The sequence below is a fragment of the Candidatus Limnocylindrales bacterium genome (assembly GCA_035559535.1).
GTDB lineage: Bacteria > Moduliflexota > Moduliflexia > Moduliflexales > JAUQPW01 > JAUQPW01.
The window spans coordinates 56,974-73,232 of sequence record DATMBG010000035.1 but is presented as its reverse complement, the minus strand read 5'-3'; the positions used below and the strand labels follow the sequence as shown (position 1 = coordinate 73,232).

Below are 16,259 nucleotides of genomic sequence, written 5' to 3'. Positions count from 1 at the left end.
TAGGACCCTTATAAAGTCCTCCGGTAAGGGCAAGTTTGAAACCTGCCTTTCTGCTATGAAACCCAAATTTGATAGGGAGGGTAGGAGTGGTCTCAGGTAATTATCCTGTCAAAGAATTATCCTATTTGGAACATTAAGACAAGGAGATGTGGAGAATCCCCCTGTCACCATGTCTCCTTGTCCCTAAGTCCCTCTGTCCCAGAGAGGAAGTGTAAAGTAGAAGGTGGCCCCTTTATTAACTTCCCCTTCTGCCCAGACTCGCCCTCCATGGCGATGGATGATTCGCCGAACGATGGCCAATCCAACTTCGGTACCTTCGTACTCGTCAGCGGGGTGTAACCGCTGAAACACCCCAAAGAGTTTATCTGCATATTGCATATTAAAACCCACCCCATTATCTCTAACGAAGTAGATCTGTTCACCAGATGGGTCTCCTGGCTGATAACCGATTTCGATTCTGGCCACCTCTTGTCGGCGTGTAAATTTAAGGGCATTGGAAAGCAGGTTAACAAACACCTGTTTAAGCAGGACCGGGTCAGCGTGACAATCAGGCAGGTCTCCGATGCGAATCTCTACATGTCGCCCTTTTTGTTCTTCGTTCAAATCTGTGAGCGCTTGATGTATCAAGGTCGTTGTTGTGACCGGTTGCTTTTTGATCGCTTGACGACTTAAACGCGAGAAAGTCAATAAATCATCTATGAGGTGGCTCATCTGCCTGGCATTATGGCTTATCCACTGTAAGTATTCTTGAATCTCCGGAGAGAGCTGAGGAGCATAATCTTCCAGTAGAATACGGGAGAAGCCGTGGATGGCCCTTAGAGGAGCACGGAGATCATGGGAGACCGAATAGGAAAAAGCTTCAAGTTCTTTAATGGTTGCTTGAAGCTCGGCCGTGCGCGCAAGAACACGTTGCTCGAGTTCTTCATTAAGCCTGCGGATCTGATCTTCCGCCTGCTTACGTGAGGTGATATCTTCAATGACGGCAATAAAATACGCCGGATCTCCTGAGGGTTTCCGTACCAGGGACACGGTCAGATTGATCCAGACCTGGGAACCGTCCCTGCGCAGATAGCGCTTCTCCATGGAGAAAGTAGGAATCTCATTAGCCAAGACCTGTTGGATATATCTGAAATCGGCAGCCAGATCGTCCGGATGGGTAATATCTTGAAAAGTTCTCTCCATCAACTCTTCACGGGTGTACCCTACGATCTCACAGAGTTTTTGATTGACGAGTAGCCATCGACCATCTATGGCTATGTGGGCAATCCCAACGGCGGCCTGCTCAAAGGTAGCCCGGAATCGCTCTTCACTTTCTCGCAGCGCCGTTTCCATCTGTTTACGAACGGTAATATCCATCATGGAGCCAACCATACGTACCGGTTTCCCATGATGATCCGAAATAATATAACCCCGATCGAAGACATAAGCATAAGAACCATCCGCCCGACGATAACGGTACTCATCGGACCAATATCTTTTATTCTCCTGAATAGCTTTCTGGATCCCTGAAATCACCCGCGTCTGATCCTCCTGGTGGATGTGTTCATACCACCAGGTAATATCCGGTTTAACCTCCTCTAAAGGGTAGTAAAAGAGTTCCTTGATTCCTTCGTTCCACCATAGAGTATTGGTTTCTAAGTTCCAGTCCCACACTGCATCATTGGTTGCCCGTGCCACAAGCTGAAAACGTTGTTCACTCTTTCGTAGAGCCTCTTCCGCTTTCTTGACGCGGACCATTGCCTTTACCTGGGCTACCAGCTCTCGATTCTGAATAGGTCGTATAAGATATCCATCTGCTCCCCCATCAAACCCCTGTATTCGATCCTTCGGAGCCGTTTTTACTCCTGAAATTAACGCCACATAAATGTCTGCTAATTCCGGATCTTCCTTAATACGCCTGCATACTTCCATACCATCTATATCGGGAAGTACAACATCTGATAAAACCACATCCGGCTTTTTAGCCTTAGCCAATTGTAAGCCTTCCTGACCTGTCGTTGCCTCTATAACCTCATAGCCCTCTAACCTCAACAAGCAGGCCATGGCCTCTAACATATCGACATTATCATCTACCAAAAGGATTTGAGCACTCTGATCGTTTTTCTCTGTTTTTTGCATAGATCTCTTTCAATCCTGGGGGGATCTCATGTATGTTCTCTTCTGAAACATTTACGGTCCTGTTTGAGGTTTAGAGCACAATCCTTGCCACATTCGGTTAACCCATCTTGCAGGCATCAGATCTGGCCATAACCCCCTAGGTATCCAGTTAAGGATTAGATCCTGGGCTCAAACACTCCCTGTTCCCCCCTGGAGGGGAACACCCCCCGAGTCCCCCCTCAAGGGGGGATTTTTATCTTTCCTCATTTTTCGATTTGGGAGGATGGGGTTTAAAATGGTTAGTAGGTCAACCAGATTATTTTTGACCATACCCATGGAGTTAAGGAAGGGATTTGGTCTTTTGAAAGCAAGCAAGGAAGGAGCAGACAAAGGGAAGGGCGCCTTCTGAACCGAATATTACAAGAAATAGCTGAGGGGAGAAGATAGCCACTTCTATTAACCTGAATTATCTCTCCCCGGCAAGTTGAAGCACTTCTTGCATGGCCTTATGTATTCTTCCATTGCTGGCTAAAATTTCAGTCTGATAAACATCAAAATCTCGTCCCTGAAAATCGGTTACACATCCCCCTGCTTCCCTTACCAGGACAGCCCCGGCTCCCATGTCCCAGGGTTTTAGCCCCCGTTCCCAGAAAGCTTCCAATCTTCCGGCTGCTACATAACAAAGATCGATCGCGGCAGATCCGAGTCGTCGTACACCCTGACAACGAACTGTAAAGTTTTTAAAGTGCTCAAAACTCTTACCCTGATCCTGCCAGATACTGGGAGGAAACCCTGTGACCAGTAAACTTTTCTCGAGCTTTTCAACTTTAGAAACAGTGATTCGTTTATGGTTCAAAAAAGCTCCCTGACCCTTTTCTGCGGTAAATAGCTCTTCATGGACCGGATCATAGACAACTCCTAAGATGAGTTCACCTTCCTTTTCAAGGGCTATCGAGACACAAAAATAGGGCAGGCCATGGATATAGTTGGTCGTTCCGTCTAAAGGGTCAATAAGCCACTTATACTCGGAGGTTGTTTCCGAGTTATTTTCACCCTCTTCCGCGAGGATTTGATGATGGGGATAATGAGCTTTTATCGTTTCTACAATAGACCGTTCCGATAATCGGTCTACGTTGGTAACCAGATCAATTTCCCCTTTATGGTTGATCTCTTCGATTTGACCTAGGTGATCTTTTAAAATTTTGCCTGCTTTCAAGGCCGCTTCGATAGCTATCTGGATCATAGTTTTAAAGATTCTTCTAAATTTTTAAGCTTCTCCATCATCCTGGTTCGGTGGGTTCCTTTCCAGTAAATTTTCTTACAGTGATTACAGATAGAGAACTCCTGCTGGGTTTTAAAAACATATTCAGGCACAAGATGTCGGACCTCCTCCTTATCTACCCGAATTAACCGGGTATTACAGAGAACACATCGGGTGAAAAGATGGCTTCCCACCTCTAGCTTTTTTTCTTCGATTACCTGCTTCAACTGGCTCATCACATTGTCACTTCGGATAAGGAGTTTATCTGGGCTTTTAAATTTTTGAAAAACCTCCTCATCCCGAGTGAGTAAGGTACGTTGTGTGCGCAACGCCTTCTGGATTAAGGTGGTATCCTCGATGAATCGATAATAAAGGGTATCGTATCCTAGAATTCGAAGCCATTTGGCCAGGGTTCCCAGCATGCAATCGGTGATGAATTTCATAACTGCTTTATTTCTGAAAACGAAAGATTCTCTACCCATAGGTAGAAAAGCCCAGCCAGGGTTACCGGCCCTACCATGATCAGGTGCAGAATCAGGGAAATACCCGTTGCCGTACTTTTATCTACGTAAAAGAACATCAACCCTGCTGAGGTGGCTGCGTGAAAAGGGCCTATAAAACCGGGTGAAGAGGGTAGAGCAACTGCAAAGGCAATCAGAACAAGAATAAAAGCCGAAGCAAAAAAAGGAAGATGTAAATCAAAGGCAAGCAAAGTTACCCAAATACTCCCGGCACAGGTAACCCATACACAGAGAGACCAGAATAGAAGAGGCAAAAGGGAGCTTCCTTTTCCCAGGACCTTCAATCCCGAACTGAAAGATTCTAAAACCCCAGCCACCTGCTCTCTGATCCGTTTAGGGAGGGGAAATAAAATTTTGCCGGTGAGGGTTATGGCCGGGGTTGGATACATTTTAAGTAAAAGTAAGAAGATAAAGACCGCTGCAAGCCCCAGTGCGAACAGTATGCCGGTGGTCTTAAGCACGGCCGGGGAGATCCCGGAGATGTTGATAGAAGGATCTGGAGTTCCAGGAGATTTATCCTTGAAATCGATCCAGAAAAGGACTAACCCAAAAAGGGCCAGGATAATCAGGGAATCTAAAACCCTCTCTAACACGATGGTTGCAAAAGAAGCGGTGGCACTGATGTTTTCCTTCTTCCCGACCATATAGGCCTTCACAAACTCTCCGGCTCGAGCAGGAAGTATGTTCGTTGCCATGAATCCTATCACTGTAACCGGGAAAAGATGCGCTGAACGAATTTTTTTAATGGGTTCTAAGAGATACTTCCAGCGTTCCGCGCGCATCCAGAACGAGGAGAAATTGATCAGAGTGGCCAGGGCCAGATAGATATAATTCGCAGACTTTAAAACCTCCAGAAGCTTATGAACTTCAATCCCTTTAAAAACCAGATAAAGACAGATAACACTGATGACTATACCAATCCAGAATTTAAGTTTCATACATCAAATTTCATACATCAAACCAGAATTTTACCCAGGCGTTCCCATCTAACCCGATCTTTCAGATGTACGATATTATACCCGGTCAGTTTCAAATAAAACTTTACCCGCTCCATGAAACCGGCATCCTCATTATTTAATGAGGGGGCTTCTTTATCAGATTTCCAGGACCAGTAAATAAGGAAGGCTTTTCCAACAATGGCTTCTCTCTTAACAAAGGTATTATTCCAAAACCGACTATCCCAACTTCGATCCCGGTTATCGCCCATAACAAAGTAAGAATCTTTTGGAACGGTTACCGGGCCAAAATTATCCCGAACCGAACGATCTTTAGGAAGTATTTCCGAATCTTCATGGATTGCATAAGGTTCCACGAGTTCCTTATCATTGACATAAACTTTTTTATCTTTTACTTCAACGGTATCCCCAGGGGTTCCTATAATCCGTTTAATAAAGTCTCGTTTTGGGTCATCCGGGAACTTAAAAACAATGATGTCTCCGGGGCGGGGGTCTTTAAACTTATAGATAAATTTATTGACCAGGAGATGATCTCCAACCAGGAGGGTCTGCTCCATGGAACTGGAAGGAATTTTAAAGGCTTGAATTAAGAACGACTTGATGACAATGGCCAATATAAAAGCAATAAGAAACGCTTCCGCATATTCCCGTAGGAGGGATTTTTTCTTGTAAAAAATCCTCTGAGGTTCCTGTTCTGAGGTTTGAATCACATTTGGATTATCTTCCTGCTGAGACATACTACATTTTCTCCTTGTTTATGACCGTTCAAAAGACAAAGACTTTTAAGCTTTTATTTCCTTGAAACCTGTCCGATAAAACTTCTTTTAAGCAAAACTTCTGAAGAGCTAATTTACATGAGAAAATGAGATGCGTCAATAATTTTCTATGGTAAGTCCGGATTTGAGAGGGAATGATCTTTATCCTTGACTTAAGATTAAGATATTTCTAAACTGAAGTTATTCCCATATGGGGTCTGGTTTCAAAGATAAAGATAAGGAATATTGAGTAAGCCATGGCTAAAGCCCCGATGTTAGAGGTGAGCGAAAAGCTCAAGGAAATCGAACAGATCAAATCGAATCTTCTGGATGTCATCACCCACGAATTTTCTACTCCGATTTCTGTCCTGAAGGCTTATATAGAAATGTTTATGACCCGGCGTTTTGATAGTTCTCATCCTAGATGTAGAGAAGGACTTCACGCCATGAAAGACGCCGTAATCCGGTTGGAAAGATTGGTTATAAATCTTTTGACTTTGGGTCAGGGAAAAAATAAAAAGCTCGATCTGGATTATGGGCAGGTGGTTGTTCAGGATTTGATTACCCAGGCCCTCTCTCAACTTAGAGAAGGACTTCAAAAAAAAAGCCTTACCACAGTTCTCAGGATACCCCCCAACTTTCCCCCTATCTGGGCAGATCCTTCTAAGCTTTCTGTAGCTTTGATGAACCTTTTAGATAATTCTATTAAATTTAACAAACCTTATGGTTTCATCCGAATCACTTTAACCAGACCCCATGCCCGGTTTATAGGGATCGCCATATCCGATACAGGAAATGGCATTTCTGAAGATAAGCTAGAAGAAATCTTTAACCCTTTTACTCAGGTGGATATGTCTTCTACCCGGGAATATTCGGGAATCGGTCTTGGTCTGCCTGCCGCAAAAGTTATTATTGAAGCCCATGGGGGAAAGATTACGGCCCATTCTAAACGTGGGAAGGGAAGTACTTTCCTGTTGGTTCTTCCCTGTGAAAAACCCTCCCAGGATATAAGTTGGACAAAAAAAGAGTTGACAGGGAGATAAATCCTTACTATAAAATTGCTAAGGCAGGGTAGGCCAACCGGAGAGCAATGAGGCTGATGTTTCCATATAATGAGGGGAAAGCATCGGCGTGAACACTTACAATTTTATAGATTTCGGGAGATCTAATCATGATAAGACGACTTTTAATAACCTTCGTCCTGGTATTGGTATTGGGATTTTTAGCTTTTTATGGGGTATCGTATTTTACAAAAGAAGAGCCTCTGAATGAGATTCCTTTTTCTTCACCCTCGCATCCAGATGCTTCTAAGTCCTCCTCTTCGCTTCCTCCAGAGTCTACTTCTCCTGCTACGCTAGAAGCAAACAAATCCACCGAAGTCGGCAGATCCACGACGGCAGAAAAACCTTCTGAATCTTCTGGTTCCTCAACGAGTGCAACCAGCAGGTCGGTTACTCCACCTCGAAGTACTGAAACGACTTCGAGCGGCGTTTCCGGGATGTCCTCTGAAGGTACAAAAGAAACAACAAAACCCTCTGTAGAGAGAGAAACCCCGAGTACTACAGGGTCCGGTCATGTAGCGGAAAGTTCAAAACATTCTGCTGAATCCACTCCAGGGACTTCCTCCACATCTTCTTTTGCAAAAGCCTCTGAGTCAGGGAAAAAGGAAAAAACTGAATCTGGACGGAAAGAGCGGGCAGAAGAGAGTACCTCATCCGGCCGAAAAGATCGTACCCAGGAAACCACAACCGGTTCCCGTAAAAGATCTGAAACATATGTTTCGGAGGAAGAATCTCCCTCGATTTATCGTAAACGGACCTCCAGTGGAAGTATGACCTCTTCTTCCCGAGAAATGCTTCGTTTAAATGTGGTGGCCATAGGGTATTTTAGAACTGAAGAGGAAGCTAGGTCGGTAGCTCCTTATATTGCTCGAAATGCAGGTCTTTCGGATTATATGGTTACTAAAGCCAGGGATAGGGATTATTATACCATTCAGGTCGGTGCTTATGTGAATAAAGAAGAAGCAGACCGGCTTGTAGAACGTTTAAGTCAACAGAGGTTTCCGGTAAGATTGGAATCTAAGGTGGTTCCGTTAAGTGCTTTAAATAAAAACCGGGTAGATTACCAGAGATACTAGAAGCTCTACTTTTGCATTTTTTGTAGGTTGTTGATGTTGTTTATCCACGGAGGACCGAGGGAGGTATGGGGGTAGGGAGGTAACTTCTCTCATACTTCCATACCCCCTCAGTCCTCTGTGGATAAGGAGTTAAGAACTGCAAAAGGATAGCTTAGAAGTTAAGATGGTTGATTGTCCGTTGTTCGTTGCCCGTTGTCTGTGGTAGGTTGTCGTTTGTTTAAATATTTTGAGAACATAACCGCAAGGTACCTAAGAGGCATAAAGAAAAACTGGAATTTTAGTTCTTCCTGTGTTATGCTTTCTATGCGTGCTTTGCGGTTAAATTTTTTACAAGCTTAAAATTTTTGAGAAGTTTTGAACTTTCAAAAGTTATGTATAAAAATAAAACAGGTATAGACAACCGACAATAGTCAAACGGACGATAAACAGCGGTTATGTTTTTTACAAACTCAACGGGGGAGAGACGGGTTGTTGTTACGGGTATCGGTGTCATAAGCCCTAATGGGATTGGAAAAGAGAAATTTTGGCAGGCTATCCGAGATGGCGTTAGTGGGGTTAAAAATATTTCCTTATTTGATGCTTCAGATCTTCCCTGTCAGATTGCTGGAGAGGTCCCAGATTTTGATTTTGACCCTCCTGTAGGGAAAAGTCGAAAAAACTTTCTGCACCGACTTGCTCGAATGGCTCTGGCCGCTGCCGATGAAGCCCAGAGAGATGCCAAACTGAATCTGGAAAGTTTGTCAGATGAAGAAAGACATGGGGTGGGAGTTATTGTTGGAACCGGCGCGGGGGGTATCTGTTATGGTGAGGATCAGTATCGAATTTTTTTTCAGGAAGGCCGAAAAAAGGTCAGCCCTTATGCTATTTCAGCCTCTTTAGCAGGGATGCTCTCCAGTGAGATTTCCATTGCATTTGGACTGAGAGGTCCCAGCCATGTTCTTTCCAATGGTTGTACCAGCTCTACCGATGCCATCGGATATGCCTTTGACCAGATTCGCCATGGTCGGTCTACCCTATTACTTTCAGGAGGTGCAGAAGCCTGTATTACCCCCGGCATGATGGCCGGATTTTGCAGAATGGGGGCTGTACCCACAAAATGGAACCTGGAGCCAACCCGGGGATCCCGTCCCTTTAACAAAGATCGGGATGGATTTGTTTTAGCAGAGGGGGCCTGGATTTTAGTGCTGGAAGAACTCCAACACGCTTTTGAACGGGGGGCCTTTATTTATGGCGAAATTGTGGGCTATGGCTCTACCTGTGATGCCTATCATCGACTTCAGATCATGCCTTCAGGGGAAGAATCTTCCAGAGCTATAGAGCTGGCTTTAAAAGATGGAGGTGTGGCAAAGGAAGAAGTCGATTATATCAGTCTTCATGGGACGGCAACCGAATTAAATGATCGAATTGAAACGAAAGCCATTAAGTTATGTTTCGGTCCCCGTGCCTATACGATTCCTACCAGCGCCCTGAAATCCATGATCGGCCATCCTCAAGGGGCTTCAGGTGCGGCCGGGGTCGTGGCAACGCTGTTGAGTATGGTGAATCATTTTATTCACCCTACCATAAATTATGAAAACCCCGATTCGGAATGTGATCTGGACTATGTTCCCAACGTTGGAAGAAAAGCCGAGATTCGAACTTCGGTTTGTAACTGTATCGGATTCGGATCGAAAAATTCTGCCCTGGTGTTAAGGAAGTTCGAGGGGTTGTAAGGCTGTGGATTTTATTTATAGTTATAGCCCAATTTTTGCTTTAATGGTAGCCGCACAATGGATGGCCTGGATAAACCGAATCGTATGGGTTGGGGATCTCATAACGACGGAGTACGTCTCGGCTCCTTCCTTGAGACGGCGAACTCCTTTAAGCATATCCCCATCGGTTACACCGGTAGCTGCAAACATTACCTCTTCTCCCCGGACCATATCTTCAAGGGTAAAGATCTTATCGGTATCTTCAATTCCGGCTTCCCGGGCGCGTTCCTTATCCAGATCGTTTCGAAAAACTAGACGACCTTGCATATCCCCTCCCAAACATTTAAGAGCGGCAGCGGCTAAAACGCCTTCGGGAGCGCCACCGATTCCCATCAGAATGTCGATACCGGAGCCTTCCATGGCGGTTGCAATAGCCCCCGAGACATCTCCATCGGGAATTAACCGGATTCTGGCTCCATTGCTTCGAATTTCCCTGATTAAAGCTTCATGACGGGGTCTATCGAGGATCACCACCGTCAGGTCTTCTAGAGGGCAATCCAGGGCCTGTGCCACGGCTTTCAAATTTTGGGTCGGGGAAGCCTCGATATTGATAACTCCTTTAGCCCGAGGGCCTACGGCAATTTTTTCCATATAAATATCGGGAACAGATAGAATACATCCTTTACCGGCTGCTGCGATAATTGATAAGGCATTGTAGCCTCCAAGTGCCGTGATAGTCGTCCCCTCTAAGGCATCCAGGGCAATATCGGTCTCCGGGGGATGACCGGTGCCGACTTTTTCACCTGTATAAAGCATGGGCACCTCGTCCTGTTCCCCCTCTCCGATAACCACGGTACCGTTAATTTCCACAAAATTAAAGGCCCGTCTCATGGCCTCTATAGCCGCTTGATCGGCAGCTTTTTCATTCCCTCTGCCCATCCATCTGGAGCTGGCTAATGCAGCGGCTTCGGTGACCCGAACAAATTCTAAAGCTAAATTACGTTCCATATCCCCACACCCCCACACACTCCTATTCTCTTCCTATTTGGCCAGTAACCTCATGATGTCATTGTGGAATACCAGAATCATCAAAGGAATTAAAATGGCGAGGCCTATTTTTTGAGCGAGTTCTCGCTTTTTAAGACTGAGAGGTCGGCCCAGGATCAGTTCGATCACCAGGAAGAGAATATGGCCTCCATCTAATACAGGTATTGGGAGTAAATTAAGGATTCCCAGGTTAAGACTTAACACGCCCATCAAACCCAGGAGTTCTGACATTCCTGCTTTAGCGGCCTGGCCTGACATCTGGGCGATCATAATAGGGCCTCCGATGGCACCTGTAGAAGCTTCTCGTTTAATTAATCGGCCCAGGAGCTCAAAGGTCATAACCGTAATTTCCCAGGTCCTTGCAAGGCCTTTTTTGAGTGATTCCATAGGACCATACTTTTTAAAGACCGTTTGAGGTTTTGCCGTGATTCCCAGATACCCCTTTCCATCCTGGACCTGAGGGATCATCTTCTTTTTAATCTCTTGACCGTTTCTTAAAATCGTAATCTCCAGTTCCTTACCCGGACTATTATGGACGATTTCTGCCATGGCCAGCCAATGATAAATGGGTGTACCATTTATTGCGACAATTCGATCTCCCTCCTGAAGCCCCTCTTTATCTGCCGGGAAACCCTTTTGGATTCCTCCTACAACAGGTTCCATGGGAGGTTGTAGACCGATATAACCGGCTCCCAGTTTTTTTATAGATTCCGGGGTTGCATGAAGGACCACCACTTTTCCGTCTCGTTCCACTTCCACCTGGGAGGAAATATCTGCAGAAGTCAAAAAGTAGCTATAGGCATCTTCCCAGGTAGAGATCTCTTTTCCGTTAACCCGTAGAATCCGATCACCTACCTGGAAGCCACTCTTCTCGGCCGGGGAATCTTTATCCACCCAACCTACGACCGGGGGATCATCCAAATACTTAGGAACTTGAACCCCGATGAAAAAAACCAGGGAAAGAAGAAAGATTGCCGTCAGGATGTTCATGAGAGCTCCGGCAGCAAAAACTAAGAGACGTTGAGGGGCCGACTTGGAACTTAACTCCCAGGGGGCTCCGGTGGCTTCATCGGGATTTTCTCCGGGTAATTTAACGTATCCCCCCAAGGGAAATGCAGAAACCCGATAATCGGTCTCTCCCAGTTTAAACCCAAACAGGCGAGGCCCAAATCCTACAGAGAAAACTTCTACTCTAACTCCTGCTTTCTTGGCCGCTATAAAATGTCCAAATTCGTGAACAAGGACTAAAACTCCTAATACAAAGGCAAAGGATAAAATATAGGTTAACAAAGGTAATTCCTCTTTTAAAGGATAAAGGAGGAAGGATAAAGGGGATATTAAGGTAATTTATCCTTCTTCCTTCCTCCTTCATCTTTCCTGATTAATCACTTTCTCGGCTTCCCGTCTGGCCCATTGATCTATTTCTAAAACCTCTTCAATAGCCGACACTTTACGTGGGGAGTGTTCTTCCATGACTCTTCCAATCGTCGCCTGGATATCCACAAATCGAATTTTCTTTTTTAAGAAAAACTCAACGGCGACTTCATTAGAAGCATTTACCACAATGGGTAGAGAACCTCCTTCCTCCCCCGCCTGATAAGCATACCGGAGACAGGGAAACCGATCAAAATCCGGTTCTTGAAAGCTCAGGTTTCCAAGCTTGGTCAATTCTAACGATGGGAGATTCAAAGGCAGGCGTTCCGGGTATGCCAGGGCATAAGATATGGGTATTTTCATATCCGGGATGCCTAATTGGGCGATGACGGATCCATCGATATATTCCACCATCGAATGAACAATACTCTGGGGATGGATGACAATTTTGATCCTGGATAAGGGGATATTAAATAACCATCTGGCTTCTATAACCTCCAATCCCTTGTTCATCAGCGTTGCAGAATCGATGGTTATCTTCTGACCCATATTCCAGGTTGGATGTTGTAAAGCTTCTTCCAGGGTTACGTTCTGCAACTCAGAAAGTGAGTGATTTTTGAACGGGCCTCCTGAGGCTGTCAGAATCAAGCACTTCACCGTTGAGGGGTCATGCCCCTGCATGGCCTGTAAAATAGCGCTATGTTCGCTATCTACCGGTACAATTCGTACATCCTTTCGCCTGGCCTCATGGGTAATAATCTCTCCGGCCGTGACTAAAGTCTCTTTATTGGCCAGGGCAATATCTTTTCCATGGGAGATGGCTGCAAAGGTAGGAATCAAGCCTGCAGCCCCTACCATAGCCGACACTACCAGATCAACTTCAGGAATCGTCGCCACCCGGACTGCCCCCGCTTCTCCGGATAAAATTTCTACGTCATATCCCCGGCATCTTTCCTTCAACTGGCGGGCCAGTGCCGGATCAGATAGGGAAGCAATTCGAGGTTTAAACTTTTTAATTTGTTTTTCTAAAAGATCGATATTTTTGTGGGCTGCCAGGCCCCAGACTTGAAAATTTTCCGGGAAATTTTCTACGATTTCCAACGTATTCCTACCTACAGAGCCTGTTGATCCAAGAATAGATATATTTTTTTTCATGAGGCTCCTCCAAACCCTACCACATAATAATATAAAACCGGCGTACTGAATAAAAGACCATCCACACGATCTAAGATCCCTCCGTGGCCTGGTATGATATTCCCCGAGTCTTTGAGGCCTGCATCTCGCTTGAATATAGATTTCCCTAAATCTCCAAGCTGTCCCATTACGGCCAATAGCCCCCCTACCACGAGGGCTTGTTTATAATCCCAAGAAGGCAGTAACCAATTCTTGGCTATTAAGGAGGCTATCATACTGATCCCTAATCCTCCAATGGCCCCCTCTACCGTTTTTTTTGGGCTTATCACCGGGGCCAGTTTATGCTTTCCTATATAAGATCCGATATAAAAAGCAGCGGTATCCCCGGCCCAGATGATCAGGAGTAAGTAAAATATAAGCCATTGCCCACCTTCTAATCCTCGTAACAGCACCAGATGACTCAGTAACCAGCTTATATAAGTAATTCCGAATACGGTTGTAGATACAGATATAATAGAAGTGGATAGGGGGTATGGTGAAAATAAGGCATACACAACTACCACCATAGAGGCAAAAGCCCATGTAAAACTAATCAGCGTGATATTTTGGAACAGAAAGGAACAGGAAACCACCCAACTCAGTATCATTCCCGGGATCTTATAACAGGTTAACTGCCTTACTTCGACCATACGATAAAATTCATAAGTTCCCAGAACGATAGCCAGACTTACTACCAGCCAAAAACTTGTGATTCCTCCATACCGAATCAACAGAATCAGTAGGGGTACTAAAACAATGCTAGATAAAACACGTTTCCGGTGCAATCACGAGTTCCTTTTCTTGAGCAAAGTCGGGGAAAATCCTTATACCTCAAATAAAGAGATGCAATTTTATTTCCAGCTAAATTATAGGACTGTTCCCTTTCTTTGTCAAGAAAAACAGGGTCAAAACAGCACCAACAAATGAATTTTCAACAATCCAGCTTATTTTTTTATTTCAACAGATGTGAAAAATATTTTTAAAATGGTCGGTAACGCTTAAAGTTTTATCCCCTTCCTGTTTATTCGTTCCCCTTACCGTTGGTGAGAGGGGATGATTCGGGATTGGAGGCCTTGGAGCAGATCCGCTAATTTCCCCTTCAGCAATGTTTCAACTTCTTAACCAGTTCAACTCCCAACAAAGTCAATCGCTCTTCCAGGAGAGGGTCTGTAATCCGTCCCTCTTCATCGAAAAACTTCCAGGCCTGGACCACCGGGATCATCAGAGGAACAACCCAGGCTCGGAGAGCCTGACAGATATGGTTAAGTGCATTGATAGCATTAACACCGGCCAGACTCCCACCAGAGGTCGTAATAAGACCGACCACTTTATCGGTAAGATAAGGCGGCTGATCCTTGGCCAGAAATTCTAAAAAATCCAGGGCATTTTTCATGGCCCCACTAACGGTCCCGTGATAGGCCGGAGAAGCCCAGATCATCCCATCGGCCTCTCGAACCTTGTTCAAGAATCGGGAGACATTTTCCGGGTACTCCTCCAGCTTTATCTCCGGATTGTAAAAAGGCAGGGAGAGTTCCCGGAGATCCAGCAATTCTACTTCGGCGCCTACTTGTTTGGCACCTTGCAGCGAGATATTCAGAACCGCCAAAGTTAATGATTTTTTCCCTAAACTTCCACCTAATCCAACAACTTTGATCTTTTCACCACGCCCGCTCATGTTGTCATCTCCTTAATGATCCTCAACGCCGGTAACGGATTCCGGATCAATAATGAGTCGACCTACCGATTTACCTGTAACAACCGCATGGGCTTTCTCTTTCTGAGATAGCTTTGCGATCTGATCGGTAATTTCCTTAGAAGTTTGTAGGGTAATAACTTTACCATCCTGAGTTCTTAGTACATGAAGATGATCTCCTCCCGGACAAGATCCCGGCTCCATGGTTAGCTCATTATTGGCAGTAGGCAGCAGACAATAAATAAATCCTTCCACAACTACGTTCTTTTTATATCCCTCGACCCGAACATTCTCTAATCCTGCTGCGGCTAAAATAAATTGCGCATTACTCAAATCTTCCTGTTTAACCGGAAAACCTGCCTTCCGGAAATCCGGCTCGGATTCGGGATTGGTCAGCTTCCATATCGCCACCTGCACGGCTTCCGTGGATCGTTTTTCCGCCGGAAGTTGTGGTAGCGTCTCCAGAAGCTTTTGAATGGAAGGATGCACCGGACCATCCAGAGTAAAGGGATCACTGAAAGTAGGAGGATCTTGACCGAAATCCAGTGAGTAGGCCTCTAAGATATATTCTTTCGGTTCTGAATCCTCTAAAATAATCTGAGAAGTCGGGATGATCTCTTTAAGCCCTTTGGGAATGCCTACAACGCGGTTTACCACCATATCGGTTACACCCCGAACTTCGGTTTGTAGTACCATCCCTCGTGGGATGATTAACTCTAAAGGTCGCTGCGAAACATTTTGAACCCGGAGCATGATACTTTCACCAGCCTGTCTCCCCACCTGAGGTGCTTCATTAATCCCCGTAAGTTGCGCCTTTACCCATTTCTTTGCAATGGCTTCGGAAAGGGGAACTGCTTCTATCTTCGATTTTGCCCAAATCAATCCGGGATTTGGGATGGTTAAGATCAAAATGATCAGTGTGGAAATGATCCACCTAAAAAAGATATACAACGTTGATTTACCTCCTTTTTGAAAAATCCAGTCTTTTAACAAACGCCCTTCCTCCTTACAGTATACTCCCTCTGAAGATTAGGTCAATGAAAAAACAACCGACCCCCTTAGGCCGATACCTTTGGGTAGAGTTACCTTTCTCAGAAAATAAAAAGCCCAACCGGCTTATCGGTTGGGCTTTTTATGAGAGAAATTAATGGAGGCGGCGGGAATCGAACCCGCGTCCGAGATTATTCGGCGATCAGCCTCTACATGCTTAGCCGATGTTTTTTTTCTCACATCCTCCGGGTCCCATCGGCAGGACTTGGAAGATGCCAGTTCGGATGCGTTTTCGCTTACCTTCCTCCGAACCGAGAAGATAAGCCAGCCTGCTTTATTACGCCCGCTTCACTCCTGCAGGCCTGGGTGAAGGAGCGTTAGCTGCACTAGGCAGCTAAAGCGTATTCCTGCGTAGAATAAGTGTCAGCAGTTGTTTTTTTCCTGCTTGTTTTACGAGATAACAGGACCTCGACATGCCGCTGATGCCTCAACTAACCCCGTCGAAACCTGTCGCCCCCCTATGTTTTAAAGTAAGGCTCTGGATTGGGATTGTCAAGGGTGAAT

Annotated in this window: 14 protein-coding genes and 1 other RNA gene; 3 read left to right on the top strand and 12 right to left on the bottom strand. The window is 45.3% G+C overall.

The features are described from left to right. Positions 1-183 precede the first annotated feature (183 nt). From VNM22_11880 to lepB, 5 genes are all read right to left on the bottom strand, one after another. Positions 184-2,118, bottom strand: coding sequence for a PAS domain S-box protein (locus VNM22_11880; GenBank protein HWP47853.1), 1,935 nt, complete (start codon positions 2,116-2,118; stop codon positions 184-186). A gap of 445 nt (positions 2,119-2,563) precedes the next feature. After that, positions 2,564-3,340, bottom strand: a complete 777-nt coding sequence (locus VNM22_11875) for an inositol monophosphatase family protein (protein ID HWP47852.1) — start codon at positions 3,338-3,340, stop codon at positions 2,564-2,566. Next, the gene (locus VNM22_11870; GenBank protein ID HWP47851.1) at positions 3,337-3,801 is read right to left on the bottom strand and encodes a Mut7-C RNAse domain-containing protein; all 465 of its coding nucleotides are present in this window, start codon (positions 3,799-3,801) and stop codon (positions 3,337-3,339) included. The genes VNM22_11875 and VNM22_11870 overlap by 4 nt, the downstream gene beginning before the upstream one ends. After that, entirely contained in the window at positions 3,798-4,817 is a 1,020-nt protein-coding gene (locus VNM22_11865) for a lysylphosphatidylglycerol synthase transmembrane domain-containing protein (GenBank protein HWP47850.1), read from the bottom strand. Before VNM22_11865 ends, VNM22_11870 begins: the two co-directional genes overlap by 4 nt. Before the next feature lie 17 nt (positions 4,818-4,834). Further along, entirely contained in the window at positions 4,835-5,572 is a 738-nt protein-coding gene (lepB, locus tag VNM22_11860) for a signal peptidase I (protein ID HWP47849.1), read from the bottom strand. A 275-nt stretch (positions 5,573-5,847) separates the two neighbouring features. On the opposite strand from lepB, the gene VNM22_11855 reads away from it, so the two are divergent. From VNM22_11855 to VNM22_11845, 3 genes are all read left to right on the top strand, one after another. Further along, positions 5,848-6,633: a HAMP domain-containing sensor histidine kinase gene (locus VNM22_11855; protein ID HWP47848.1), complete on the top strand. Its 786-nt coding sequence runs from the start codon at positions 5,848-5,850 to the stop codon at positions 6,631-6,633. A 128-nt stretch (positions 6,634-6,761) separates the two neighbouring features. Beyond that, a complete protein-coding gene (locus VNM22_11850) occupies positions 6,762-7,727 on the top strand; it encodes an SPOR domain-containing protein (protein ID HWP47847.1) in 966 nt (321 codons plus the stop codon). A 434-nt stretch (positions 7,728-8,161) separates the two neighbouring features. Next, positions 8,162-9,439 (top strand): beta-ketoacyl-[acyl-carrier-protein] synthase family protein, encoded by a 1,278-nt coding sequence (locus VNM22_11845; protein HWP47846.1) that lies wholly within the window; start codon positions 8,162-8,164, stop codon positions 9,437-9,439. A gap of 21 nt (positions 9,440-9,460) precedes the next feature. Here the strand turns inward: VNM22_11845 and glpX are convergent, their stop codons facing one another. From glpX to ssrA, 7 genes are all read right to left on the bottom strand, one after another. After that, entirely contained in the window at positions 9,461-10,426 is a 966-nt protein-coding gene (gene glpX, locus VNM22_11840) for a class II fructose-bisphosphatase (protein ID HWP47845.1), read from the bottom strand. Between the two features lie 33 nt (positions 10,427-10,459). Continuing rightward, positions 10,460-11,755, bottom strand: a complete 1,296-nt coding sequence (rseP, locus tag VNM22_11835) for an RIP metalloprotease RseP (GenBank protein ID HWP47844.1) — start codon at positions 11,753-11,755, stop codon at positions 10,460-10,462. 78 nt (positions 11,756-11,833) lie between these two features. Then, a complete protein-coding gene (locus VNM22_11830; GenBank protein HWP47843.1) occupies positions 11,834-12,994 on the bottom strand; it encodes a 1-deoxy-D-xylulose-5-phosphate reductoisomerase in 1,161 nt (386 codons plus the stop codon). Further along, positions 12,991-13,797 carry a phosphatidate cytidylyltransferase gene (locus tag VNM22_11825; GenBank protein HWP47842.1) on the bottom strand — a complete coding sequence of 269 codons (807 nt, stop codon included), beginning with the start codon at positions 13,795-13,797 and terminating at the stop codon, positions 12,991-12,993. The genes VNM22_11830 and VNM22_11825 overlap by 4 nt, the downstream gene beginning before the upstream one ends. Before the next feature lie 314 nt (positions 13,798-14,111). After that, positions 14,112-14,687 carry an NAD(P)H-dependent oxidoreductase gene (locus tag VNM22_11820; GenBank protein ID HWP47841.1) on the bottom strand — a complete coding sequence of 192 codons (576 nt, stop codon included), beginning with the start codon at positions 14,685-14,687 and terminating at the stop codon, positions 14,112-14,114. 12 nt (positions 14,688-14,699) lie between these two features. After that, entirely contained in the window at positions 14,700-15,698 is a 999-nt protein-coding gene (locus VNM22_11815) for a hypothetical protein (GenBank protein HWP47840.1), read from the bottom strand. Between the two features lie 152 nt (positions 15,699-15,850). Further along, positions 15,851-16,213: a transfer-messenger RNA gene (gene ssrA / locus VNM22_11810) on the bottom strand. Positions 16,214-16,259 lie beyond the last annotated feature (46 nt).